Annotated in this window: 18 protein-coding genes and 4 tRNA genes; 3 read left to right on the top strand and 19 right to left on the bottom strand. The window is 69.7% G+C overall.

The features are described 5' to 3' along the window. Position 1: 1 nt before the first annotated feature. The 10 genes from tuf to G8346_RS04615 form a co-directional block, all read right to left on the bottom strand. Positions 2-1192, bottom strand: a complete 1191-nt coding sequence (tuf, locus tag G8346_RS04660; protein WP_166048675.1) for an elongation factor Tu — start codon at positions 1190-1192, stop codon at positions 2-4. A gap of 94 nt (positions 1193-1286) precedes the next feature. Next, positions 1287-1362, bottom strand: a tRNA-Thr gene (locus G8346_RS04655). A gap of 49 nt (positions 1363-1411) precedes the next feature. Beyond that, positions 1412-1485 (bottom strand) — tRNA-Gly (locus tag G8346_RS04650). 67 nt (positions 1486-1552) lie between these two features. Beyond that, positions 1553-1637 (bottom strand) — tRNA-Tyr (locus G8346_RS04645). Between the two features lie 103 nt (positions 1638-1740). After that, positions 1741-2013: a hypothetical protein gene (locus G8346_RS04640; RefSeq protein ID WP_166048673.1), complete on the bottom strand. Its 273-nt coding sequence runs from the start codon at positions 2011-2013 to the stop codon at positions 1741-1743. An 82-nt stretch (positions 2014-2095) separates the two neighbouring features. Then, positions 2096-2171, bottom strand: a tRNA-Thr gene (locus G8346_RS04635). Between the two features lie 130 nt (positions 2172-2301). Continuing rightward, complete coding sequence (locus G8346_RS04630) at positions 2302-2586, bottom strand: hypothetical protein (RefSeq protein WP_166048671.1); 285 nt, start codon at positions 2584-2586, stop codon at positions 2302-2304. A 106-nt stretch (positions 2587-2692) separates the two neighbouring features. Next, the gene (locus G8346_RS04625) at positions 2693-3472 is read right to left on the bottom strand and encodes a type III pantothenate kinase (RefSeq protein ID WP_166048669.1); all 780 of its coding nucleotides are present in this window, start codon (positions 3470-3472) and stop codon (positions 2693-2695) included. Then, positions 3469-4455 (bottom strand): biotin--[acetyl-CoA-carboxylase] ligase, encoded by a 987-nt coding sequence (locus tag G8346_RS04620; protein WP_166048667.1) that lies wholly within the window; start codon positions 4453-4455, stop codon positions 3469-3471. Before G8346_RS04620 ends, G8346_RS04625 begins: the two co-directional genes overlap by 4 nt. Next, positions 4452-5090, bottom strand: coding sequence for a glycerol-3-phosphate acyltransferase (locus tag G8346_RS04615; RefSeq protein WP_166048665.1), 639 nt, complete (start codon positions 5088-5090; stop codon positions 4452-4454). Before G8346_RS04615 ends, G8346_RS04620 begins: the two co-directional genes overlap by 4 nt. Before the next feature lie 116 nt (positions 5091-5206). Here G8346_RS04615 and G8346_RS04610 point away from each other — a divergent pair, with 116 nt between their 5' ends. After that, positions 5207-6115: a diacylglycerol kinase family protein gene (locus tag G8346_RS04610; RefSeq protein WP_166048663.1), complete on the top strand. Its 909-nt coding sequence runs from the start codon at positions 5207-5209 to the stop codon at positions 6113-6115. Between the two features lie 11 nt (positions 6116-6126). On the opposite strand, the gene G8346_RS04605 is transcribed toward G8346_RS04610, so the two are convergent. From G8346_RS04605 to ctlX, 5 genes are all read right to left on the bottom strand, one after another. Further along, the gene (locus tag G8346_RS04605) at positions 6127-7017 is read right to left on the bottom strand and encodes a DMT family transporter (protein WP_166048661.1); all 891 of its coding nucleotides are present in this window, start codon (positions 7015-7017) and stop codon (positions 6127-6129) included. Then, positions 7017-7910, bottom strand: a complete 894-nt coding sequence (locus tag G8346_RS04600; protein ID WP_166048659.1) for a YqiA/YcfP family alpha/beta fold hydrolase — start codon at positions 7908-7910, stop codon at positions 7017-7019. The genes G8346_RS04605 and G8346_RS04600 overlap by 1 nt, the downstream gene beginning before the upstream one ends. A 6-nt stretch (positions 7911-7916) precedes the next feature. Beyond that, a complete protein-coding gene (locus G8346_RS04595) occupies positions 7917-9248 on the bottom strand; it encodes an NAD(P)/FAD-dependent oxidoreductase (RefSeq protein WP_166048657.1) in 1332 nt (443 codons plus the stop codon). Between the two features lie 30 nt (positions 9249-9278). Then, complete coding sequence (locus G8346_RS04590; protein ID WP_166048655.1) at positions 9279-10109, bottom strand: dimethylarginine dimethylaminohydrolase family protein; 831 nt, start codon at positions 10107-10109, stop codon at positions 9279-9281. Between the two features lie 68 nt (positions 10110-10177). After that, complete coding sequence (gene ctlX, locus G8346_RS04585) at positions 10178-11125, bottom strand: citrulline utilization hydrolase CtlX (protein WP_166048653.1); 948 nt, start codon at positions 11123-11125, stop codon at positions 10178-10180. Positions 11126-11188: 63 nt separating this feature from the next. On the opposite strand from ctlX, the gene G8346_RS04580 reads away from it, so the two are divergent. After that, the gene (locus tag G8346_RS04580) at positions 11189-11863 is read left to right on the top strand and encodes a glutathione S-transferase (RefSeq protein ID WP_166048651.1); all 675 of its coding nucleotides are present in this window, start codon (positions 11189-11191) and stop codon (positions 11861-11863) included. A gap of 57 nt (positions 11864-11920) precedes the next feature. On the opposite strand, the gene G8346_RS04575 is transcribed toward G8346_RS04580, so the two are convergent. The 3 genes from G8346_RS04575 to G8346_RS04565 all read right to left on the bottom strand — a co-directional run bounded on the left by G8346_RS04575 (position 11921) and on the right by G8346_RS04565 (position 14933). Further along, complete coding sequence (locus G8346_RS04575) at positions 11921-13384, bottom strand: DUF4397 domain-containing protein (RefSeq protein ID WP_166048649.1); 1464 nt, start codon at positions 13382-13384, stop codon at positions 11921-11923. An 83-nt stretch (positions 13385-13467) separates the two neighbouring features. After that, a complete protein-coding gene (locus tag G8346_RS04570; RefSeq protein WP_166048647.1) occupies positions 13468-14376 on the bottom strand; it encodes an anti-sigma factor domain-containing protein in 909 nt (302 codons plus the stop codon). Beyond that, positions 14373-14933, bottom strand: coding sequence for an RNA polymerase sigma factor (locus G8346_RS04565; protein WP_166048645.1), 561 nt, complete (start codon positions 14931-14933; stop codon positions 14373-14375). The genes G8346_RS04570 and G8346_RS04565 overlap by 4 nt, the downstream gene beginning before the upstream one ends. 141 nt (positions 14934-15074) lie before the next feature. On the opposite strand from G8346_RS04565, the gene dacB reads away from it, so the two are divergent. Further along, complete coding sequence (gene dacB, locus G8346_RS04560) at positions 15075-16487, top strand: D-alanyl-D-alanine carboxypeptidase/D-alanyl-D-alanine-endopeptidase (RefSeq protein WP_166048643.1); 1413 nt, start codon at positions 15075-15077, stop codon at positions 16485-16487. A 16-nt stretch (positions 16488-16503) separates the two neighbouring features. On the opposite strand, the gene G8346_RS04555 is transcribed toward dacB, so the two are convergent. After that, a complete protein-coding gene (locus tag G8346_RS04555) occupies positions 16504-21600 on the bottom strand; it encodes an OmpA family protein (RefSeq protein ID WP_240901306.1) in 5097 nt (1698 codons plus the stop codon). Positions 21601-21604: the final 4 nt, after the last annotated feature.

Raw genomic sequence — 21604 nt, 5'->3', positions numbered from 1 at the left:
CTTATTCGTAAATCTTCGCCACGACGCCGGCGCCGACGGTGCGGCCGCCCTCGCGGATGGCGAAGCGCAAGCCTTCTTCCATCGCGATCGGCGCAATCAGCTCCACCTGCATCTGCACGTTGTCGCCAGGCATCACCATCTCCACACCCTCCGGCAGCTCGACCATCCCGGTCACGTCCGTGGTGCGGAAATAAAACTGCGGCCGGTATCCCTTGAAGAACGGCGTATGACGTCCACCCTCTTCCTTCGTCAGGATGTAAACCTCGGCCTGGAACTTGGTGTGCGGCGTGATCGAGTTCGGCTTCGCCAGCACCTGGCCACGCTCCACGTCATCACGCTTCGTGCCGCGCAGCAGCACACCCACGTTGTCACCCGCCTGGCCCTGGTCCAGCAGCTTGCGGAACATCTCCACACCCGTCACCGTCGTCTTCGTGGTGTCACGGATGCCTACAATCGACACCTCGTCACCCACCTTCACGATGCCGCGCTCAATGCGCCCCGTCACCACCGTGCCACGACCCGAAATCGAGAACACGTCCTCGATCGGCATCAGGAAGGCACCATCCACAGCACGCTCCGGCTCCGGAATGTAATCGTCCATCGCCGCCACCAGCTTCTCGATCGAGGGCACCCCGATCTCGCTCGTGTCACCGTCAAACGCCTTCAGCGCCGAACCAGTAATGATCGGCGTGTCATCGCCAGGGAACTCGTACGTGCTCAAAAGATCCCGAACCTCGAGCTCAACCAGCTCCAGAAGCTCAGCATCGTCCACCATGTCCGCCTTGTTCAGGTACACCACGATGTAAGGCACACCCACCTGCCGCGCCAGCAAAATATGCTCGCGCGTCTGCGGCATCGGACCATCCGCCGCCGACACCACCAGGATCGCGCCGTCCATCTGCGCCGCACCCGTGATCATGTTCTTGATGTAGTCCGCATGCCCAGGACAGTCCACGTGCGCGTAATGACGCGCCGCCGACTGATACTCCACGTGCGCCGTCGCAATCGTGATGCCGCGCGCCTTCTCCTCCGGCGCCTTGTCAATCTGGTCGTAAGCACTCACCTCACCACCAAACTTCTCCGCCATCACCTTCGTCAACGCCGCCGTCAAGGTCGTCTTGCCATGATCAACATGACCAATCGTCCCCACATTCACATGCGGCTTCGTACGTTCGAATTTCGCCTTGGACATCGGTGCTCGACTCCGGACTGATCAGTGAATTTGTCTGCCTAAAAAACGCGGCGTGCCTCGCGGCCCGTCCGCCTGAATCTTCTCGCGCCTGTCATGGAGCCCACAACCGGACTTGAACCGGTGACCTCTTCCTTACCAAGGAAGTGCTCTACCGTCTGAGCTATGTGGGCTGCGATCCTTTCTCTAAACCCTGTCCGCCCCGCGGGCGCGGCCCCCATCTGGAGCGGGCGATGGGAATCGAACCCACATCATCAGCTTGGAAGGCTGAGGTTCTACCGTTGAACTACGCCCGCGCGTGGTCTCATGTCTCGGCCCCAGGCCTGTCTGCCGTCGCGCCTCACGGCCTGCGCCGCGGACGCGTGGTGGAGGGGGGAGGATTCGAACCTCCGAAGGCTGAGCCAGCAGATTTACAGTCTGCCCCCGTTGACCGCTTGGGTACCCCTCCCAAAAGCGCAAGCCGCGTATTATTAAACGCGGGCGGGAGGGTGTCAACAGAAACGGCGGGGGCCGTGGCCCCCGCCGCGGGTCCCGGACGAACCGGCGTCAGGCTACTTGGCGCCCTCGTGGGCGAAGAAGGCCGCCACGTCGGCGATGTCTTCGTCGGCCAGGTCACCGATCTCGGGGGGATGGTCCTCGCCACCCTTGGCGGCAACGATCAGGGCCTCGATCTCCTCGGCGCCGAGGCCGCTGAAATCGTCGGCCATATGGCAATCCAGGCAGAGCGTGGCCTTCTCAGCACCGGCCGCGGCGTCGCCCGCAAGGGCAGCCCCGCTGACGGCAACCAGGGGCAGGGACATCAGGGCGATGGCAAGCTTCTTCATGTACAGGTTTCCTTCGGTTAGGAAAGTGGGCGACGGAGTATAGTCGACTTCGGCCTCGGCTGCAGTCGGCTGGGGACAACACTGGAGCCGGCGACAGGGGTCGAACCTGCGACCTGCTGATTACAAATCAGCCGCTCTGCCAACTGAGCTACACCGGCCTGCCGGCGCATTCTAGGAGCGCCCCGCGCCTGCGGCAACCGCCGGCGCCGCCACAGGCGGGACGGGCAATTAAGAACGCCGCCCCCGGTCTCCCGGGGGCGGCGCCTGGTCACAGACCGTGGAGACGGCTTACTGGCCGCCGCCGGCCGCGTAGAAGTAGGCGGCCAGGTCGGGAATATCGGCTTCCGTCATGTCCTCGGTGCCCGGGGGATGCGCGGAGTCGGGGCTCTTCAGGGCCGCGAGGGCTGCCGTGATCTCCTCGAGGCTCATACCGGCGAAGTCTTCGCCGGCATGGCAATCCATGCAATACAGTTCTTCGGCCTTGGCCTTGCCGGCATCGGCGTCGCCGGCCAGCGCGGCACCGCTGAACGCCAGAATGGGGGCAGCGAGAATCGCGATGGTGAGCTTCTTCATAACTTCAGTCCTCCTGGACTCATGACGATGACATAGTCGATGCCAGTATACCGATGCGCTCCCGCCGGAACATGCGTAAAGGCCACGATCAGCCCTGCCCCAGGGTTCAGCAAGCGTTCATATTCGACACCGGGTTCCCGGCCGCGGCGCGCGCCAGTCCCAGCAGCACCAGCTCGGGCACGAGCTCCGCAGTTTCCAGCGCGGAGTGCAGCGCCGGCGCATCTCCCCCGGTCAGGAAAAGCCGCGCTGGCGCCCCGGCATGCAGCGCAAGTCTCTCCTGCGCTGCCGCCACCGCACCCAGGGCAGCCAGGCGGGCGCCCTCTTCCATCGCCGACCGGGTGTCGGTCGGGAAACCACCGGTGACCGCGGGGGCCGAGGCCTGGCGGAAGCGCGCCAGGTCCCCGGTGCGAGCCTCCAGGGCGTCCACCATCATCGCCAGCCCCGGCAGGATCCAGCCGCCGAGATGGCGGCCCTGCGCTGCCATGGCGTCGATGGTCAGAGCCGAGCCGGCATCCACTACCACGCAGGGGGCCGCCGACAGGCCGCGCGCGCCCAGCAGCGCCGCCCAGCGGTCCGCGCCCAGGCGCGCCGGCTCCGCGTACGCACAGCTCACGCCGCAGGCTTCCGGGGCGGCGCGCAGGAAACTGAGGCCGCCGCCGCCGGCCTGTGCCAGCGCCGCCGCCAAGGCTTCGCCGGCCGCCGGCCCGGCGACATTGGCGCACCAGGCCACACCCGCGCCGGGCGCGGACGCGCCCAGCGCCCGGGCCAGCGCCCCGGCCATGCCGTGCTCACGATGGGAGGCCTCTCCCAGCAGCTCCAGGCCGCCACTGCCGTCGCTGCGCGCCGCCTTGAGGCGGGTATTGCCGAGATCCAGCAACAGGGTCATGCCGCCGGCCTCAGCGTCACCTCGCCGGCGGTGACGCGCCGCAGGGTCCCGTCGGCGGTCTCGAGCAGCAAGGCGCCGGTGGCGTCTATGCCGCGCGCGATACCGGTTTCCGCGCGCCCCGGGGTCTCCAGCCGCACCGCGCGGTCGCGCAGGGCGTCACGACGCACCCATGCTGCGAGCGCCTCCTCGCCCAGCCCCCCCGGCATCTGCGCGAGGGTTTCGACGACCGCCGCCAGCAGCGCCGCGGCCACTTCGTTGCGGCCGACATCGGGTGCCGCATCAGCCAGCGCGGCCGGCGGCAACCCGCCTGCCGCACCGATCGCGGCCCGCATCGGCGCGCCGACGTGCAGGTTCAGGCCGATGCCCACCGCCACAGTGGCCGGTCCCTGGGCCTCGCCACGCAGCTCGATGAGGATGCCGCCGAGCTTGGCGTCGCCCAGCAACAGGTCGTTGGGCCATTTCAGCCGCACACCCGGTACCCCCAGCCGTTCCAGCGCCTCGGCGCAAGCGAGGCCCACGGCGGGCGGCAGGCCGGCGAAGTCTGCCGGACTGGCCGGCATGCGCCCGCCGACCGACAGGCACACGCCCCGCCCTGGCGCGGCCAGCCATGCACGCCCGTGGCGACCGCGGCCGGCGCTCTGGTGTTCCGCGAGGCAGGCCACCAGCACGCCGGGCGCCGCGTCCGAGAAAAGCACGCGGCTGTTGGTGGAATCGGTTTCTGCCAGCACTTCCAGCCGGGCAAGCCTGGCGCTCGCCGCCGCCGGCAAGGCACGCCGCAGGCGGGCCGCGTCCAGCAACTCGAGCGGCGCCGCCAGGCGGTAGCCCAGGCCGGGCTTCGCTTCCACCTCGAGTCCGAGGTCGACCAGCCGCTGTATACCCTTCCAGATCGCGGTACGGCTGGTCCCCAGCGCGCGCCCGAGCGCCGTGCCCGAGACCGGGTCTCCCGGAGCCAGCGCCCGCAGCAGCGCCATGTTGAAGCTCATCGCCGCCGGCCCAGCAGGCCGCGGAACATGCGGTGCTCCGTGCGGGCGCGCAGGCGCGCGATGTTGCTGCGGTGGGTCCAGGCCACGAACACCGCCATCAGCAGCGCGAACCAGAACAGCGGCCGCCCGGCCTGCCCGGTGACGGCCAGCCACAGCGGAGCCACCGCCGCCGCAGACATGGTCGCGATGCCCACGTAGCCGCCAATCACCGCCACCAGCACCCATCCCGCCAGCACCGGCGCCAGCAAGGCAGCCTCGATGGCGGCGTAGGCGCCGACCAGCGTCGCCATGCCCTTGCCGCCGCGGAAGCCGAAGAACACCGGCCACACGTGCCCGGCCACGGCGCCGGCCCCGATGACCACGGCCACGGCCTCGCGCGACACCGCGGCATCCACCGGCACCCCGGGCAGCGCGGCGCCAGTCAGCCAGAGGATGGGCAGGACCGCCTTCAGCACGTCGATGAGCACCACCGCGAGGGCGAAACCCTTGCCCTGGGTGCGCAAGGCATTGGTGCCGCCGGCGTTGCCGCTGCCGAGCAGCCGGATGTCGACGCCGCGCAGGCGCCCGACCACCAGGCTGCCGACGATGGACCCGGCCAGGTAGCCGAGGATGAGCTTGCAGGCGAGTTCGAGCATGGCGGGGCGATGCGGCGACGAAAGGCCCGATTCTAGCCCGGATCACGGGCACCTGTGCGTGCTCGCGGCGCGGCAGGCCTGGGTTATGCTGCGCGGCGTCGCTGCGGAGGAACCCCATGCCAGAGGCCGTCGTACTGCTCGCCAACCCCGCTGCCGGCAGCGGGCGTGGCGATCGGCTCGGCGCCCGCGCCGCAAAGCTGCTGGCGAGCGCCGGCATGCGGGTCGAGACCGTGGTCAGCCGCGGCCCCGGACACCTGGCTGAAGCCGCGGCAAACGAAGCCGGGCGCGGCCGCGCCAGGGTCATTGTGCTCGGCGGCGACGGCACCCTGTCGGAGGTGGCGCGCGGCCTGCTCGAGGTGCCGGGCGCACCCACCATCCTCGGTATCGTGCCGCTCGGCACCGGCAACGACTTCATCAAGTCCGCCGGGCTGCCGCGCGACTGGCGCCGGGCCTGCGCCTTGCTGGCCGGCGGCTGCACAGCGCGCCGCGTAGACGCCGGGCGGGTCAACGGACGCTGGTTCATCAACGCCGTCGGACTCGGCTTCGATGCGGCGATCGCCCACGCCACCGCCGGCCACAAGTGGCTGCCGGGCGCGCTGGGCTATGCCGCCGGACTCGTCGGGGCGCTGTACGCGGGCATCGGCGACCCGGTGTGCACGCTGCGCTGGGAGGATGCCGACGGGAACGGCGGCGAAGACCGGCGTGCAGTGACGCTGGTGGCGGCCTGCAACGGCCGCTACGCCGGGGGACTGTTCCACCTCGCGCCACAGGCCGAGCTGGATGACGGCTGTCTCGACCTGGTGTGGGCCGACGCACTCGGCCGCTTCCAGGTCCTGCGCCACGCGCCGAGCGTCATGCGCGGAACGCACGGGCGGCTGCCCATCGCGCACCAGGCCCGGGCGCGCCGGCTGGAAGTGACGAGCGACCGGCCGGTGCCGGCCCAGGCAGACGGGGAACTGCTGGGGCTGGAGGTCGAGCGGCTGGAAATCGAGGTGGCGGCGGGCGCCATCGCCCTCTGGACCTGAGGGCGGCGCGCTCAGGCCGGGCGTTTGCCGCCGCGTCGCGGCAGCGAGCCGAGGCCGATGGCGGCGATGGCCAGTGCGGCGCCGGCCGTCTCGCGGGCGCCGAACTCGCGCGCGAAAATCAGCACGTCCCAGATGAAGGCCAGGGTCGGCTGCAACAACAGGATCAGGCCCACGCGCGAGGCCGGCACGTGCGGCAGGCTGCCGGAGATCAGCAGCCAGCCGACCACCTGGGCCACCAGCGCATAAGCCGCCAGCATCCATGCGGCGCCCGGGTCGGGCAGCGCGATGCCGGCGCCGCCGACCCCGGAGCCGAGGTACAGGCAGGCCGCCGAGACCAGCGACACGATCATCAGGTCCGCGGCGATCGAGCCCTGGGGGCTGGCCGCGCGTGCACGCCGCAGCGACAGGATGTACGCGGAGTAGAACAAGGCGGTGGCGAGGCCGAACAAGATCCCCCAGCGATACTCCGCATCCAGCGAGCGCCACTCGAAACCGACGATCAGGCCGAGACCCACGAAGGCCATGGGGATGGCGAGCATCAGCTCCCAGCGCGCCTTTTCGCGGAAGAAGACGATACCGACAAGCGCCAGCACGAACACCTGGAAATTGCCCAGCAGTGTCGCCAGCCCGGGGCCCACGTACCAGATGCTCCGGTGCCACACGGCGAGGTCGGCGGCGAACAGCAACCCGGCCGCCAGCAGCGCGACCAGCGCCAGCCCCGAGCGCCGCTCCACCGGGGTGCGCCGGGCGAATACCCAGGCGGCCAGCATCAGGCCGCCGAACAGGGTGCGATAGAAGGCGCTGTCGGTCGGGCTGACCGGGGTCAGGCGCACGAACACCGGGGCGAAGCTGATCATCGCGGCCCCGGCCAGCAATCGCAGTGTCGGATTGTGCAACAGCATCAGGAGACGGCTCCTCGCCGCGGCGCGAGCACCGCCGCCGCCTGGCGCAGGGTGGCGCCGGCCTCGGGCAACAGGCCGGCCAGCAGCGGCCATGCATGCCACAGCCCGCTCTCCGCTGCGACGCGCACGCGCACACCGGCTGCCGCAGCCGCCTCGGCGAGGCGCCGGCTGTCTGGGGCCAGCATCTCGTCGGCATCGTAGGCAATGAACAGCGGGGGCAGCCCCGCCAGCGACTGGCCGAGCAGGTCGAGCCGCGGGTCTGCCGGCGGCAGCCCGCCCGCAAACGCCCGGATGCCCGCGGCGACAAAGCCGGGCGGGAGCATGAGGTCGGGCGCGGTCGAGGCCGAGGCCCGCCCGAGATCGAGCAGGGGCGAGAACAGCGCCATTGCCGTCGGCGCCGGCAGGCCCATGGCGCCCGCCTGCAATGCCAGCCGCAGCGCCAGCCAGCCCCCGGCCGAATCCCCCGCCAGCGCGATGGGACGCCCGCCCGCAGCCGTCACCCGCTCCCACGCCTCCAGCACCGTGTCGGGCGCTGCCGGGAAGGCCTGCTCCGGCGCCAGTGGGTAATCGAGCAGCAGCACCGGCCGCGCGCAGGCCGCCGCGAGGTGCGCCGCCACGCTGCGGTGGCTGCGCGGCGAGCCGAGCACGAAGCCGCCGCCGTGCAGGTAGAGAATTGCTGGACCGCTGTCTGCCGTCGCGACGCCTGCAGGCAGCAGCCACTCGCTGCCTGGAAAACCCGCCGCGGGCATGCTGCGTACCCCGCGCGGCAGGCGCAGCAGGCGAGCGGCGCGGTCCACGGCACGGCGGCGCGCCGCCAGGGAGCGGGATGGCGCCAGGTCGCGCCGCACCAGGGTGCGCACGAGCCCGCGCGCCAGCAGTCGGCGCAGCGCCACCGGGCCCTACGCTGCGTCCGCGGCGAGGCGGCGGCCGCGGCGTGCATGCTTGCGCAGCCGGTGCAGGTAGGCTTCGAAGTCCACCTGCATGGTGTGGCGCGGTGCGTGGTCCTGGTAACGGCGGAACATGGCCGCGCGCTCTTTCGCCATGGCGCGCTGCATCTCCGCCGTATCGGGCAGCACGATGCGCCCGAGCAGGTGATCGCCGATGAAGCGCCCCTGTGCCTCGGCGATCGGCATGATGGCGCCCAGGGGCTGCAACAGGCCGACGAAGTAGAGGTTGTCGATGCCCGGCTTGATCATGCGCTCCCACAGCGGCAGGTCGTTGCCCGGCGCGGAGATGAAGCCCGGATCGAAGAACGGCAGGCTGAGCTTGTAACCGGTGCACCATACGATGACGTCGACCTGCTCCTCGCGCCCGTCGCTGAATTCGACCCGGTCGCCCTTGAGCATGCGAATGCCGGGGCGCGGCAGCACGTCGCCGCTGCCGAGGCGCATGTAGATTTCCTGGCTGATGGTGGGATGGGCCTGGAGCATGCGGTGCGTCGGGCGCGGCAGGCCGAAGCGCCAGGGCGAGCCGGCGTTGAGCGTCACCGCGAGACGGGTGAGGAAGCCGCCGATCTGCCACGGCACCCAGTGCGGCAGCATGCCGAGACGCGACATCGGGATGCCGAACAGGTACTTGGGCAGTATCCACACGCCGTTGCGGGCGGAGAGAAACAGTTTCTCCGCGATGCCGGGGCGCGACAGCTCGCAGGCGATGTCCATGGCGCTGTTGCCCATGCCGACGACGAGCACGCGCTTGCCGTGGAAATCCAGCGGCTCATGCGGGTTCATGTACTGGTGCGAATGGATCTGCGCGCCGTCGAACTCGCCGGTGTACGGCGGCTCGGGCCAGCGCGGGTCCCAGTGGTGGCCGTTGGCCACCACCAGGGCGTCGAAACGCTCGGTCTCGCCGCTGTCGAGCGTCACCGCCCAGGAGCCGTCTGCGGCGCGCTCGGCGCGCGTCACCTCGGTGTTGCAGCGGATGTGCTCGCGCAGGCCGAAGTGCGCGGCGTAATCGTCGAAATAGGCCTTGATGACGCGATGGCTGGGATAGTCCGGCGTGTCCGGCGGCATCGGGTAATCGCGGTACTCCATCAGCTTCGCATCCGTGTTGATGTGCAGCGACTCGTAGGCCGCGGACATGCCGTTGCTGTTGCGGAAATACCAGTTGCCGCCGATGTCGTCGCCCTTCTCGTAACAGACCTGGGGAATGCCGCGGTCCTTGAGCGCCTTCACCACGGCGATGCCGCTGGAGCCGGCGCCGATGACGCAGACGCGGGGACGATCGGACATCTGGGCTCTCCCTTGGGACGAGCCACTATTCTAGCCGCGTGCCACCGGCTCCGTGAGCTTGAGCGTCAGGCATTTCGCCGAGCCGCCGGCCTTGAGGAACTCGGACAGCGGCAACTGCACCACTTCGAAGCCATGGGCCTCGAGCTCCGCCACGAGTTCGGCGCGCGCGCGGTTCATGAAGACCTGGCGCCCGATGTTCACGGCATTGCAGGCGAAGTGGCCCGCGTCCTCGACGCCGACCGGGATGCGGCGCGCCGCCGGCACGCGGCGCTCGATCTCCGCCCGCGAGGGCTCATCGAAAGCCGGCGGGTGATACAGCAGGTAGCCGCCGTCGAGCGGGCACATGCAGGTATCGATGTGGTAGAAGCGCGGGTCCGTGAGCCGGATGGACACGATCTCGAGATCGAACCAGCGGCGCAGGTAATCGTGCGCCTCGATCTCGGTGCGGAAGCCGTAACCCGCCCACAGCCAGGGCCCGCCGCGATCGATGAGCGCGTCCCCGGCGCCCTCGAAGGCGACATTGTCGGGCAACACGCGCACCTCGAAGCCTTCCGCCTCGAACCAGGCGCGCAGGTAGGGTTCCTCGGGACGGCGCTCGTGGGGCATGAAGTGAGACGGCACCGCGCGGTGGCCGTGGACGAAGCCGGCGTTGGCCGTGAACACCAGGTCCGGCAGTCCGGGCTGCGGCTGCAGCAGCACCACCTCGGCGCAGGCGGCGATGGCGGCGCGCAAGCCGTCCCACTGGCGCCGGGCGAGCTCGCGATCGAGCGAGCCCGCGTGCCCGTCCATCCACGGGTTGATCACGTAGTCCACCTCGAAGAAGTCCGGCGGACACATCAGGATCCGGGTAGCGGCGCTCATGCAGTGACCTTGGCAGTCTCGGGAGGCGCCCGAGTGTACTGCATATTATGTGCAAATTGCCTGCACGCTCAGTCCCGGCGTGGCAGGTGCACCTCCGCCAGCATGCAGCGCACGCTGCCGCCGCCGCCCTCCTCGATCGCCGCCACCGGCACCGGCAGCAGCCGGCAGCGCGACTCCAGCGCCTGCACCTGCGCCGGCGCCAGGCACTCGAGCGCCCGCGCCGAGAGCGCCAGCACGCGTTCGCCGTCGTGTCCGCGCAGCTCCAGCATGTTGCCGGCGAAGCTGCGCATCTGGGTGAAATCGATGGGCACGATCTCGTGCCCGGTCTGCTCGAGCCGGCGACGCACCGCGGCGCGCTGTCCCGGGTCGCCGATGGCCTGTTCGCACAACACCGCGAAATCCGCGCCGAGGCACATCATGACGTTGGTGTGGTAGACGGCTATGCCCTCGGCATCGGTGGCGAGGAAGGCGATGGGCTCGTAGTCGAGCAGCCGCGCGGCTTCCGCGAGCACTTCCGCGTCGGTACGCGGCGACAGGCAGGCGTACGCCACGCGGTTCACCCGGTCCAGCACCATGCTCCCGGTGCCTTCCAGGAACCGCCCGGCCTGCTCGTGCGGCGACAGGTCCAGCACCCGCTCGATGCGAAAGCCGTGCGCGCTGCTGAGCAGTTCGAGTATGTCCTGGCGCCGCTCGCCGCGACGGCTCGGCGCCATCATGGGATAGAGCACGGCGGTGCCATCGGCATGGAAACTGACCCAGTTGTTGGGAAACACCGCGTCGGGTGTCGCCGGCGACACCTTGTCCGGGACCACGACCGTCCCGACCCCGGCAGCGGACAAGGCCTCCATCAGCCCGGCAAATTCCACCGCCGCGGCGGCCTGCTCGGCGGCCGGGTCCGCCGCTTCGGGCGGACGCTGGAAGGCGTTGGACTCCGCCGTCTCCGGATTGCCGTGGAAGGCCACCGGGCGCACCAGCAGCACCGTGTCGGCTGCCTGTCTCTCGCATGCTGTGTTCATGCCGGCATTCTATCCGCCCCGGCAAAGCGATAGCATCGACGGCCTGATTTGCGGGAGAACGCCATGATCACCGTCCACCATCTCGAGAACTCGCGCTCGCAGCGCATCCTCTGGCTGCTCGAGGAACTGGGGCTGCAGTACCGCGTCAAGCGCTACGAGCGGGATCCCGCAACCGGGCTGGCGCCGAAGTCGCTGCACAAGGTGCACCCGCTCGGCAAGTCGCCCGTGGTCACGGACGAGGGCCAGGTCATCGCCGAATCGGGTGCGGTCATCGAGTACCTGGTGGGCCGCTACGGCGCGGACAGCGGGCTCCTGCCGGCGCCAGACACCCCCGAGCGGCTGCGCTACACCTACTGGCTGCACTACGCGGAGGGCTCGGCCATGCCGCCGCTGCTGCTGGCGCTGGTGTTCCGCAAGATGCCCGCGGCGCCGATGCCGTTCTTCGTGCGCCCCGTGGTCAAGGGCATCGCCGCCAAGGTGCAGTCCACCTTCATCCGCCCGCAGCTCGACCTGCACCTGGACTACATGGAAGGCGAACTGCAGCAGCGCGACTGGTTTGCCGGGGATGACTTCACCGCCGCGGACATCCAGATCAGCTTCCCGCTGGAGGCGGCGGGCGCGGCCGGATTGCTCGGCAGAGCGCGGCCGCGCCTGGCCGATTTCGTGCAACGCATCGGCGCACGGCCGGCCTACCAGCGGGCGCTGAAAAAAGGCGGCCCCTACACCCTCGCCTTCTAGGAAAAAAAGGGGCGTCCATGCCGCAGCATGGACGCCCCCGCTCCTATGCCGCCCGAGTCAGAGCGGCGGATTCTTCAGCTCCAGGTGATCGATCACGATCAGCCCCGGCGCCGTCTCCTCGCCCGCCGGATCGCTGGCAATCGCGCTGATGACGTCGCCGCCTTCGAGTAGCGCGCCCTCCACGGCGATCGCCGGGGTGGTGTCGCCTGCGAGCGTCACGAACACGTCGTACTCCCCCGGGGGCAGCGCGACGAAGCCGGTGGAGGACGTGAACTCGACCGCGCTGAAGTCCGGGGTCACATCGGGCGCCGTGATGTCCGTACCCGCCGGCACGACGTAGATGTCGACCGCAGGGGTGGCCTCGGAGCCGTGCACGATACGCACGCGGGCCTCGGTCGCGATCGGACGCAAGTCATCGGCCAGCGGCAACAGCTCCAGCGTGCCCCCGCCGAGCGAACCGACCACGATACCGGTCGCTTCCGCGCCGGCGGCGAAGTCCACCGGGGTGTCGAAAGTCACGGCCGAGGTGCCGGCACAGCCCGTTTGGGCGTCGAAGACCTCGAGACCGACGAGGTAGCTGCCCGGGGGCACCTCGCCGAGATAGCCGAAGCCGCGGAACGGCACGCCGGGGAACAGTTCGACGCGCTCGACCTCGGCCGTGCCGGCGTCGTCGGCGACGACACACACGGCCGGGGCGTCGGCAGAGTTGTGCACCGCCGTCAGGCCGGCGGGCGCGGCGGCCCCACCGTCGCGCAACTCGACGACCGTACCGTCAGCGAACACCGCGAGCAAAGCCACAGGCGCGCTGCCGGGGCCAACGTTGTCGACGGCGACGATGCTGAGGTCGGCGCCGTCAGGCAGCGCGACGGCGCCGGAATCAAACACGACGGCTTCGCTGCCGGTGGGCGTGATGCGGATCCGGTACTCCGCGGCAGGCACGGTGCCCAGGTCGAGCACCTCGCCGAAGGCGAAGGTCGCCGGCGTCACGGTGGCCAGCTCGGCGTCCGGCGCACTGACATAGACGTCCACCTCGGGTGCGGAGGGCGAACCGTGCAGGACCTGGATACGCACGCCGTCGATGGCCTCCGCCACCGGGCGCGTCAGCAGGAACAGATTGAGCGGGTTCGCGCCTGCGGCAGCGAGCAGGTCGGCGGTGCTGCCGGCAGCGATCACCGTGTAGGCGATGTCGGCATCCAGCGCCAGGCCGGGCGCAGCCAGGACTTCCACCTCGCTGCCGTCGGGCAGGATGGCGTTGACGGCGGCATCTATGGTGCCGGCTTCGAGCTCCAGGTAAGGCGATGCGGCTGCGAACGGCACCCCGGCAAGCCCCGCGGGGACCGCGCCGTTGACCAGCACGTTGACGTCGGGTGCGTCGGCCGAGGCGTGCACGACCTGCAGCTGCGCCACCGCCGGCGGCGTCGGCGGATCCACCACGGTGAGGGAATTGTCGCTGTCGCTGCCGCACGCGGCGAGCGTCACGAGAGTCGCGGCCAGCAGGCCGCGGCTGAGCAGTCGATTCATGGTCTGTCCTCCTGGATGACCCGGAGACTCCGGGCTTGACTGACTGTTCGGTCAGCGCGGGAAAGACAGATTCAAGAAATCGTTCAGGCGCCCGGCTGGGCCACCAGCGCAATACGCTCGCGTGACGAGACCACCACGCCACCGGGACGCTCCACCGTGATGGCAAACAGCACCGCCTCGCCGACCGGCAGGCTGGCGCGAATGGGCACCAGCGCCTCGCCGTCCGGCCCGACGTCGAACACGCCGCCATCCACCGGGAAGCGCTCGTCGCGGGCGGCGTCGAATATCCACAGCTGGTATTGCCACTCTGCAGGGTCGTTCGGCTGCAGGCCGCTGAATCGCATCACGCCCGCCTGGGCCTCGCCGTTCCACACCACGGCGCCGCCGGCTTCGGCGGCGGCAGGGTCCTCGGTGGCCGACCAGGGCAACACCCGCGTCCCGGGACGGCCCTCCAGCGCCGCCAGCAGTTCGCCGGCCGTGGGCTCCTGCAGGGCGTCGAGTGCCGCATCCTTCTCCGCCAGGCTGCGCTCGAGGCGCGAAACAGCGGACTCCAGCGCGGCCTGGCGCGCGGCGAGCGCCTCGCGCTCCTGCGCCGTGCGATCCACCTGCAGCCAACCGACCACGGCCAGGACCAGCGTCGCCGCGGCCGCCAGCCAGCCGCCCCAGGCCGTGGCCGGGGCAGGCCGGGGCCGCAGCTCGACCACACGTTGCGCCGACGCCTTGCCGGTGCCTTCCGGCGCGCTGTTGCGTTGCGACAGCCACGCCGCCGCATCCGCCTCCACCCGCGCGCGCAGCGCAGCGGGCATCGGCTCGCGCTCGAGACCGACGAGCGCGAGCGACGCCGCGACGCGTTCCAGCGCGTCGGTATCAAGCTGTGGGTAGCGCGTGCTGAAGTGTTCCAATTCCCGCTGCTCGTGTTCCGCGAGGCCTTCCACGGCGCGCAGTGCCAGCAATTCCTGCAGTCTCTCGTCGTCGGGAAGCACGGCGCTCATGAGCCGCCCTCCCCGGGGTCTGCCAGCTCGCCGACCTGCATGAGCTCCCGCACCTTGATCAGGCCGCGCCGCATCTGCGTCTTCACTGTCCCCAGCGGCATCCCGGTGACGTCAGCGATCTCGCTATGGCTCAAGCCCTGCAGCAAGCCGAGTTCCAGCACCCGCTGTTGCGCCGGCTTCAGGGTGGCAACGGCCTGGGCCGCGAGGGCAGCCTCGCTGACCGTTTCGCCGTCCAGCGAGGTGCTCCCGGCGAGCTCGAAGCCGGGCGCGTCCACGTCTTCCATCTGCGGCTCGCGGCCCTGGCGGCGGATCCGGTCGATCAGCCGCCGGCGCGCGATCATTGCCACGAACAATGTCTCCGAGCCTTTCGATTCGTCATAGCGCCCCGCGCTCTTCCATATATCGAGGAAGATCTCCTGCGTCGCGTCCTCCGCGTCCGCAGGGTTGAAACAGGAACGCCGCGCCAGCGACCATACGAGGCCGCCGAACTGGTCCATGACTTCCTTTACGGCGCCGCTGTCGCCATCGGCTACTCTCTTGAGGAGAGATTCCGCCATCAGGGCCTTCCTTGAGGGCTGTTTCGTTGCTGGATGGAGCGCGGATTCGGCATCATGCGCCCAGTCGGTGCCGGCCGTTTATAGCAAATCGGCTCGCCGCGGCCAATTGTAACCGCTTGCAAGCACAGGAGGCTCGACCCGATGTTCAGGCGCGCCGTCGCAGCACTGCTGCTCGGACTCTCGATGACCGCGGCATTGCCCGCCGAGACCCTGCCGCGACCGATCGCCGCGGCGCTCGCCAGCCATCAGCTCGACGGCGCCGGGCTGAGCATTTTCGTGCAGGCCGTCGACGGGACCGCCCCGCTGCTGGCCTTCAACGAGCACGTGCCGCGCAGCCCGGCCTCGGTCATCAAGCTCCTCACCAGCTACGCCGCGCTCGATGTGCTCGGGCCGGCGTACACTTGGAAAACCGAGGTGCTGGTGACCGGGCCGGTGCGCAACGGCCGCCTCGAGGGCGACCTGGTGCTGCGCGGGGGCGGCGACCCGGGCCTCACGACGGAGCGCTTCTGGACCCTGCTGCGCGAGGTCCGCGCGCGCGGCATCCGGGAAATCGCCGGCGACCTGGTCATCGACGACACCCTGTTCGCGCCCAACGGCGAGGATCCCGGCGACTTCGACAGCCAGCGTTACCGCGCCTACAACGTCTTGCCCAGCGCCGTGCTGGTGAACAGCAACACCGTGGAATTCCGCGTCATGCGTGATGCCGCCGGCGTGAGCGTCTACGTCGATCCGCCGCTGGAAGGATTCCGCGTCGAGAACCAGATCGGCGATCGCCGTGGTCCATGCAGCGGCTTCCAGCGCGGCGTGGCCTTCCACCTCCCCGACGGGTTCGAGGGGCGGCATGCCGTGCTGTCCGGGTCCTTTCCTACGGGGTGCACCGCGTACAGCCTGTGGCGCTCGGTGCTGCCCGCGCCGGAGTTTGCCGACGCGCTGTTCCGCGCCCTGTGGCGCCAGCTGGGCGGGAGCATCACGGGCGGCCTGCGCATCGAAGCGACGCCGGCCGACGCGCAGCCTCTGCTGGCCTTCCCTTCCCTGCCGCTCAACGACCAGGTGCGCGCCATCAACAAGTGGAGCAACAACCCGATGACCCGGCACCTGCTGCTCACACTCGGGCTGGAGCATGCGGGCCCGCCGGCCACGCCGGAGAAAGGCCGGGCTGCCGTGGACGCATGGCTGAAAAAGAGAGGGCTGGAGATGCCGGGGCTGTTGCTGGACAACGGCTCCGGCCTGTCGCGCGACACCAGGGTCACCGCAGCCGCCCTCGGCAACATGCTGCTCGACGCCTGGGACCACCCCCAGATGGCCGACTTCATGGCGTCGATGCCCATCGCGGCTCGCGACGGCACGCTGCGCCGCCGCCATGACGGCGACATGGCCGGCCGGCTCAGTCTCAAGACCGGACGGCTCGACGACGTGTCGGCGATCGCCGGACTGGTGCAAAGCCGCTCGGGCGAGCGCTACGTGGCGGTGGTGATCCTGAATGCGCCGAATGCTCATCGCGGCATCGGCGAGGCCGTGCACGAGTCTGTCCTGCGCTGGGTGTTCGGACGCTGAGGTCCAGCAGCGTGGCTTACATCACGCCGACGATGTTGATGAACGCACCCTGCTGGTTGAAGTTCAGGTCGGTGAGGTCGTCGGAAAACTCAGTGAAGTTGTAGCCGACACCCAGCTTGACGTTGCGCCCGAGCCACTTGTAAAGACCCACCAGCGCACCGCTGCGCCGCTCGTCGAGGTCCGGCATGTCCAGGACGCGCCCTTCAAGCAGCGCCTCCCATCCTTCGCCGAGGTGCCAGTCCGCGCGCAACACCACCAGGTGGGCGCTGTTGTCGAAGAACTCCGGGTTCTCCCGCTCCAGGCTCACCTGGCCGAGGCGATACGCGTACTTGGCACCGATGGTCCATTTCGCGGTCAAGTCGTAGCTCAGATCCAGCGCCCCGATATGGCTCTTCTGGACGAACTGCGCCGCCGTGCTCTGCGGCGTCACCTGTTCGGTGGTCGGCACGTTGTAGAAGTAGGTGTACTTCGCCAGCGCATTGAGGCGGTCGTGGCGCACCGGCCGGAAGGCGTAGCCGATCACGGCCTCGGTGTAGCCGCCGTCGTAGAACGCGCCCGCGGAGCTCTCGCTGTCGGCATGATTCAGCCGGCCAATGAGCCGCCAGTCCGGCGCGACCTGGTAGCTGAGGTTGTTGCGGAACAGCCAGGTGGTCCGCTCCAACACGGAGCCGTCGGCCTGCTGGATGTCGTCATTGCGGAATTCGACGCCGCTCGACAGCTGCAGCTTCTCGAATACGTAGCCCGCCCGGACGCCGCCGGCCAGACGCTTCGTCTCGGCAGCAGTGTCACGGTCCCGCAGGGTGCCGACGTCGGCATTCACGCCCAGGGTCCAGCGCTCACTCGGCGCCAGGCTGACGCCGGTGGCGTGGGTCAGCCCCGCCGTCGTGTCGCTGTGCTGGTAGCGTTCCTCGAGATAGACGCTGGTGGTGTCCGAGAGGCGCGAGCGCGCCCCCGAGACCAGGTTGCCGCGGCGCTGGCGCAGGCCGTTGTCGGCACGCTCGTTCTGCAGCGCATAGTTCAGGTACAGGCTGGTGCGTTCCGAGTACAGGTAGTTGGTGCCCAGCCTCGCGCCGGCGCCGAGGTCGCCGTCCGAAACCTCGCCGTCGACCGTCAGCCGCTCGCTGAAATTCCAGGCGCCGCCGACGCCGACGCGGCCGTTGTCTTCGCGGCTCCCGCTGCTCGACACCGTGTCCTGTACGAAGCCGTAGCTGCGCCACCTGGCCCCCGAGTCATAGCCCAGCTGCACGACGGCGTCGGTGCGATCGCCCTCCTCCTGGGTCGGCGCCACCACCGGTGAGCGGTCCTGGCGTGAATCGCGCCGCACGCCGGCACTCACGCTCCAGTGCGTATCGGCCTTGAAGCCGACGTTGAATTCCTGCGCCGAGGTCTCCAGCGCGTCCTGCTGGTCGCGCCGGTCGATCTTGGCGCTCACTGCAACGCGCTCGGTAAGCGGGACTTCCACGGTGCCGCCAACTTGCTGCGTGTCCGTGAGCGCGCTCTGTCCCGGCGCGGAGTAGCCGCCGTCGAGGCTTTGTGCGTACACCGTCACCCGGCCCCGCCCGGCGGCAAAGAAATCGTCGAGGCCGACGCTCACGTCTGCCCGGTAGGCACCGGCATCCTCGCCTGCGAGCGTCCAGTCGTCGACCCCGGCGAAGTCGAATCCGCCGTCGCTGGAGCGCAGCGTCGTGGCCGCCAGGCCGTCGCTCCTCGCGGCCTGCAGCTTGACCCAGGTATCCGTGCTCTTTCTCAGCGTCAGGTCCGCGGCGTGCAGGCTGCTGTCGGCGTCGCCGTCGTCGCTGCTGCTGCTGGTGAAGCCCAGCTTGACAGCATCGTTGAACCAGTAATGGCCTTGCCCGCCGAGGGCCAGGGCGTCGAGGTCCTCGAAGCCGGGCGTGTACTCGTAGCGCACCACCAGCCAGGCCTCGTCGCCGCTGAGGCCGCCAGTGCGCACCAGCAGGCGGTCGTCCACGGTCGAGGACAGGGGCTCGGAGAGCAGGATGCGGCCCTGCAGGTAGTCGATGTCGTAGTCGGCGCCGGGTTGCAGGTTCAGCACCGCGGTCACCAGCCCCGAGTCCTTGTCGCGCACTTCGATGCGTACGCGCTCGGAGCCGGAGAGAATGTCCTGCCGGCGCATGAAGTAAAGGGATCCGCCGGTGCCAAGGAACTCGTCGCGGCTGGGCACCGTACCCGGCTCGGCGGCGAATCCGTCCAGCACCAGCCGCTGCTCGCCGAAGCCCGTCGTGTCCTGCGACTGGTAGTGCAGGTTCGCGCCGTACAGGCCGCGGTCCACCTGCGCCAGCTCGTTGTTCATGTAGCCGATCTTGAAGTTGCCCCACAGCGCATGGTTCTCGTAACGGCTCACCTTGACGTAGAACTTGCCCATGGTCGGCGCCATTTCCTCCACGGTGCCGTCGTCGCCGAAGGTCGGGTAGTAATAGTCGGGATCGATGCGGCGGAACAGCGCCTCGGGCGACTTGTCCATGAAGTTGCTGAACAGGTCGCCGATCGGCGCCTCGCGCGTGTCGGCGCTCGCCACCAGCCGGGTGTGCTCGTCGAACTTGCCGTGCAGGTAGAAGGCCAGCCGGCCGTCTGCCGAAGAGTCCATCCGGTACGGTGCATTCGCGCCGGTGAGGAGATCCGCGCGCGAGCTCGACGACGTGCTCGAGAGCGTGAAATCCGCGACGCCGACGTAGAACCAGTCGCTGCGTGCCACCTCCAGGTCGCGCAGGAACAGCTCGCCGTTGCCGGCCTCGTCGAGCACGGCAACCTCGACCGTGTGCAACCCGGCGGGCAGGATTTCCTCCGCCACGAAAGCGCCCTCGGCGTCGACCGGAACCGGGCGGCCGGCGATCCAGACCGAGTGCCCCGGCGGAATCTGCGTGCCATGGACCCGCACCGTGCCGCTGCCGAGCTCGATGTTCCGCACCGCGAGCCCGGATTCGCCGTAGCCCGCAAGCAGGGCGGCCTGTTCCAGGCCGTCGGCCTCGGCCGCAGCATCCTCGCCCGCGGCGGCTTCTTCCCCGCGCACCATCCACAGCCGGCGCGGCGCTGTCTGGTCGAAATTGCCGGCGGCATCATAGGCACGCAGGACGTATACCAGTTCCTCCGCCGGCGCCCCGAGGCCGACGCTCTCGGGATGCCAGACTGCCAGTCCGTCGCGATCCATCTCGACCGCCGCCAGGGGTGCAGACTGCAGCGACTGCCCCGGGGCGAACAGCCGCACCTCGGCGCGCTCGATGAAGCTCGCGTAGTTGGTGTACATCCGGAAGCGGAATGGCGTCGCGAACGCGTCGACCGGCTCCGCACGCGGCACCACCAGCGGCGCGGGCTGCGCCGTCACGGAGAGCCGCGGTCGTGCCTCCAGGCTGTCGAAGTGGAAGCGCATGTCGGCGCGTTCCAGGGCCACGTCGGTGCAGCGCTGGACGTCCGCCGAGCTCCTGCCCGGGTCGTCGATCGGCTCGCCGTCGACAGCGATGCGCATGAGATTCAGGCCGAAGGCATCTCGGGTGCGCAGCTCCCGCGTGATGCGAGTGACGTCCACGCCCTCGTAGTCGTCCAGCACGGCCAGCTCGTCGTACACGACCTGCACTACCACGTAGGAATCCTGCCCCTGCAGGAAGCCGCTCCGCACCACGTCCTCCGAGTGCACGTAGCCGCGACCCTCGTGCTCGGCCTGGTGACTCTCCAGCCCGAGCTCCGCGCCGAGGGTTTCCATGGCGCGGCGCGCGCGCGCCGTGGCAAGCCCGACATCGTCCCCGTACACCATCGCCGTACGGCGGTCGAGCCGCTCGTTGGCGGTGTAGCCCACGAAGCGCAGGCGGGGATTGGTCTCGTCGGCGACGTCGTCCAGGGCGCGACGCAGCATGTCCGTATAGCCGGGCGGCACGATCGCGTCACCCTGCACCAGGTCCAGCTGCGGAATCCGGCCCCACGGCGGGTCATACACCCGGGTCACCAGCTCCGCACCGGCATCCTCCGGGCACAGCTGCGGCTCGTCCGGCAAATCCTGCAGCGGGTCGTCGTACCAGAACTCCACTTCCACGCGCCGGTTCGTGGCGCGGCCCTGCGCCGTCTCGTTGCTGGCCAGCGGGCGGGACGCGCCGCGGCCCTCGCTCTCGAAAGCGACACCGGGCATCTCGAGCGCGTCCCGCGCGGCCAGCGCGACACGCAGGGCACGTGCCTTGGACAACGACAGCGGATCGCCGTAGATACGGGCGGCGCGCCCGGTCAGCGGCTGGTCGTCGGCGTGGCCGATGAAACGGACCGCGATGTTGTGGCGGTCGCGCATGTTGTGCAGGCTTTGCCGCAGCTGGTCGATGAACTCCGGCGGCACCGTTGCTGATTCGCCGTCCCAGTGCAAGGGTGCGACAAGGTTCCTGACGCGCGCGCGCCGCGAGTGGCCCTCGAGGTAACGCAGCTTGCAAACCGTCTCGACCCGGCAGACCTTGACGCGCTTGAACTCGCCTGCGACCAGCACTTCCTGCTGTACCACCACCTCCTTCGGCTCGTCGTACCAGACCTCCACTTCCACCCGGCGGTTCAGCGCCCGGCCAGCTGGCGACGCATTGGCGGCGATCGGCCGGCTGTCGCCCGCCCATTCGTAGGAGATCGATTCCGGCGGCAGGCCCAGCGCCGCCTGGAAGAACTCCGCCACCTCGCCGGCGCGCTCGCGCGACAGGCCGGCGTTGTCGCCGTAGACCTGCGCCAGCGCCGGGGACAACGGCTGGTTGTCGGCATGGCCGACCAGGTGCAAGCGGACATTCCTGCGATGCTGCATGCCTGCCAGGATCTCGCGCAGCTGGGCCACGTAATCCGGCGGGATGTCGGCCACGCCGGACTCGAAGCGGATCGGCGGCACCAGCCCGCTCAACTTGACGATTTCCACGTCCTCGACGACGACGTCTCGGGTCTCGAGCCGGTCGCCGGCCTCCGCCTGCAGCAGCTCGGGATCAAGCGCCCACTGCCGGAAATCGAGATCGCCCGGCAGGTGAGTCTCGACGGCCTCGCCACGTCGCGGCTCCAGCGGTGCCAGGGAATCCAGCAACTGCCAGGACTGCGCCATGGCCGGCATCGAGGCGATGGATAACAGGGACAGCAAGGCGCACTTGCACATGCGG

It is taken from the genome of Thioalkalivibrio sp. XN279 (assembly GCF_011089885.1).
GTDB lineage: Bacteria > Pseudomonadota > Gammaproteobacteria > Steroidobacterales > XN24 > XN24.
This window is presented reverse-complemented; position numbering and strand designations above follow the sequence as displayed.

Coding starts and splice junctions, on each gene's coding strand:
- tuf (WP_166048675.1), bottom strand. CDS start 1,192: ATGTCCAAGGCGAAATTCGAACGTACGAAGCCGCATGTGAATGTGGGG.
- G8346_RS04640 (WP_166048673.1), bottom strand. CDS start 2,013: ATGAAGAAGCTTGCCATCGCCCTGATGTCCCTGCCCCTGGTTGCCGTC.
- G8346_RS04630 (WP_166048671.1), bottom strand. CDS start 2,586: ATGAAGAAGCTCACCATCGCGATTCTCGCTGCCCCCATTCTGGCGTTC.
- G8346_RS04625 (WP_166048669.1), bottom strand. CDS start 3,472: ATGACCCTGTTGCTGGATCTCGGCAATACCCGCCTCAAGGCGGCGCGC.
- G8346_RS04620 (WP_166048667.1), bottom strand. CDS start 4,455: ATGAGCTTCAACATGGCGCTGCTGCGGGCGCTGGCTCCGGGAGACCCG.
- G8346_RS04615 (WP_166048665.1), bottom strand. CDS start 5,090: ATGCTCGAACTCGCCTGCAAGCTCATCCTCGGCTACCTGGCCGGGTCC.
- G8346_RS04610 (WP_166048663.1), top strand. CDS start 5,207: ATGCCAGAGGCCGTCGTACTGCTCGCCAACCCCGCTGCCGGCAGCGGG.
- G8346_RS04605 (WP_166048661.1), bottom strand. CDS start 7,017: ATGCTGTTGCACAATCCGACACTGCGATTGCTGGCCGGGGCCGCGATG.
- G8346_RS04595 (WP_166048657.1), bottom strand. CDS start 9,248: ATGTCCGATCGTCCCCGCGTCTGCGTCATCGGCGCCGGCTCCAGCGGC.
- G8346_RS04590 (WP_166048655.1), bottom strand. CDS start 10,109: ATGAGCGCCGCTACCCGGATCCTGATGTGTCCGCCGGACTTCTTCGAG.
- ctlX (WP_166048653.1), bottom strand. CDS start 11,125: ATGAACACAGCATGCGAGAGACAGGCAGCCGACACGGTGCTGCTGGTG.
- G8346_RS04580 (WP_166048651.1), top strand. CDS start 11,189: ATGATCACCGTCCACCATCTCGAGAACTCGCGCTCGCAGCGCATCCTC.
- G8346_RS04575 (WP_166048649.1), bottom strand. CDS start 13,384: ATGAATCGACTGCTCAGCCGCGGCCTGCTGGCCGCGACTCTCGTGACG.
- G8346_RS04570 (WP_166048647.1), bottom strand. CDS start 14,376: ATGAGCGCCGTGCTTCCCGACGACGAGAGACTGCAGGAATTGCTGGCA.
- G8346_RS04565 (WP_166048645.1), bottom strand. CDS start 14,933: ATGGCGGAATCTCTCCTCAAGAGAGTAGCCGATGGCGACAGCGGCGCC.
- dacB (WP_166048643.1), top strand. CDS start 15,075: ATGTTCAGGCGCGCCGTCGCAGCACTGCTGCTCGGACTCTCGATGACC.
- G8346_RS04555 (WP_240901306.1), bottom strand. CDS start 21,600: ATGTGCAAGTGCGCCTTGCTGTCCCTGTTATCCATCGCCTCGATGCCG.